Origin of the sequence: Rhodococcus sp. DK176 (genome assembly GCF_038447315.2) — a bacterium.
Lineage (GTDB): Bacteria > Actinomycetota > Actinomycetes > Mycobacteriales > Mycobacteriaceae > Rhodococcus_F > Rhodococcus_F jostii_A.
On record NZ_CP118323.2, the window covers coordinates 104,239 to 106,757 of the forward strand.

Consider the following 2,519-nt stretch of genomic DNA (forward strand, 5'->3'; position numbering starts at 1 on the left):
GCGGATCATCGGCAAATCTCAAGGCAAAGAGGAGGGCCGTGGCTACGCCTTCATGCACCTACGGTGATCGTTCCGGTTAGCGAACTCGGAGGAACACCACGACGAACGCAAGGAGACCGCTGCCACATCTGGGAATGAGCGCACGCCGCACCATATCAGAGTGCCAGCGGCGCCGACCGACAACGGATCCTGCTACCGCCTATCCTGTTTCGCGGCGGCCTCGGTGGGAGTGTAAACACAGCTAAACCCGCGCCTCGATCACCCGGTGACCAAGCGGCGCGAAGTCGTTGGGCCGAATCTTGGCCGCCGAGTGGCCGTTCGCCGAGACATTTCTGTCAGACGAGGCCTGCTCGGCGACAATCGGTCCTGGCTCCATTGATGCACAAGACCACAGCCACCGGAATTAGCGGCGTGACGGACTTCGGCTAGCTGCCGCAGTTCGGTACGCTCACCGTCACCTTTGGATCGTCCACAAGCGGCTGCACTGGCACCCGCGCCTCGCCTGGCGTGGTGGGCTCGGTCAACTCGTACGTGATCTCGGTCGTCTGCCCCTGTCGAACCGGGGCCAGTACGCCGAACATGGGGTGGCCCAACTCCTGACCGGTAAGGAAGATGGTCGGCTTACCGTCTACTGTCACCTTTCGAAGCTGCGCACCTTGCGTGGCGAGGAGCGACACCGCAGACACGTTGGTGCCCTTCGGCACATTGAGGGTATTAATGAACGTGCCCGCGACATAGTCAGGGAAGTTGCCGACTGGAGTGTTGTTCGTCAGCTTCACCGTGACTGTCGAGCGACGGGTTTCGTCAGCGCAACTCTGAGCTGTGTAGTCGATCTCGCGCGTCGTGTAGTAGTCGAGCTTTCCGCCTGCCTGGTTGTTGATGACCACCCCGGCGAATGGTGCATCATCATCAGGAACGGTATGGCCCAACAGGGTCTCGGCCAGAACCGCCTGTTCCTCCGGGTGTGAACTCCACACCGCAATTCGGCGTTCGCCGGCAGCGCGCCCGAGTGCGTCAAGCAGCTTCTGCGGCGACTGGATCTGGCCGGTCATCTTGTCGATCACCCGGGCCGCCACCGTCTGCAGATACTGCTTGCGAGCGTTATTATCCTCCGCGAACCGGACGTAGGCGGTCGACTCGGTCAGCTCCACGACGTTGTCGGCATTGATCACCTCGCCGTCCGGCATCTTGACCGGACCGATTGCGTCCAACACATAGCTGAGGGCGATCGGGTCGGTGGCAATCGCACCGTCCACCTGCTCGCCTGATTCCTGGGCCCACATGGATTTCCAAATCTGGGCGGCATAGGGAAAGTGTGAACTTAAGTTACTGTTACGGATGTCTGTGGTTGGTCGGCTCTGTCCGTATTGGGCGGCGAATTCTGGTCCCAGGTCCAACGGCGCTGCTGCGCCGACAAGGTCCGAGTTCCGCCCTAGCGTGTCTACCCGTGCGACACCATCATTCGCACGAATGACACCGTAGCCGCCTAGCAGGCCGCCCGTTCCGCGCGCCTCGGCGTTGGTTTGGAAGGCCATGAAGTAGTTGCGGGGGCCGTCTGCGCCCAACATCGTGGGTGCCAGCTTCGCAGCAATTGCGGTATTCCCCAACAGCTTCGAGAGCTCCGAAAGCTGGTCTTGCAGCTGGGTACGCGCATCGGAAACCGACGCCAGGTATGTGGGCGCGTCGATAGCCTGTGCCTGATCATTCCAATGCCAGGCGGCGACGGCGGTCTGATCCAGTACGGGTGCTGCGTCCTGGAGGGGCTGCAAATTCACCTTGCCACCGGAGGCGATGAGTTGGTTTGGCGCCAGTGAGGTTCCGGCTGCCACCGCCGGTGTGAGCACGTCCGACGTCAGGCCGCGCACCACTTCGGAGATCTGCTGCGACGTCTTGAGCGGGCTGCCCAGCCACGGAATGGCGGAAGCAACGCTCCATGGGGTGTTGTGGGTGTAGTCGTACGCCTGGTTCGCGTATTTGTCGGCGTCGGCGGATGACCGCTCCGCGTCTTCTGTATTACCGTCCAGTAACGCGTCTTTCGCGAGCTGCGCGTGGTTGCGTGCCTCGTACAGGTTTGCGCGTGCTTCCCTGGCGGAATAGCCGAGCCACAGACCCAGTGCCACCACCACCAGCAAGGCCGCAAAACCCCCCGTGATCAGGGCACGCTTGCGTTTGTAGGACTTGCTGCGGATATTGGTGCGCTTGCGGATGCGACGAACCGAGGGCTCGCCCGCGGAAGTGCCAGACGCATCTGGTTTCTCGGCATCACCGCGGGAATGATCGTTCACGGATCGTGGCTCCTGTCATCGTGGTCGTGTGGAGGGCTGTGACGTGCGTCGCAGTTTGACCCCCGCGTGGTGAGCTACGCGCTTGCTCATTATTGTCTGAGTAGCGAATTTCGCGAACCGGGAGTCTCGAGGTTCAGGCCCATCTGGACAGAGGCGGGCCAATTCACAGTATCGAAGCGGCGTGCGGGCCCGACTTCTGTTCGGATCGGGAAACATGGACGGGGGACAATCACT

At 61.7% G+C, this 2,519-nt stretch carries 1 protein-coding gene; it reads right to left on the reverse strand.

Features of this window, described 5'->3' with window-relative positions:
* Positions 1-425 precede the first annotated feature (425 nt).
* Complete coding sequence (locus PSR88_RS39280; RefSeq protein WP_016881332.1) at positions 426-2,285, reverse strand: DUF4012 domain-containing protein; 1,860 nt, start codon at positions 2,283-2,285, stop codon at positions 426-428.
* Positions 2,286-2,519: the final 234 nt, after the last annotated feature.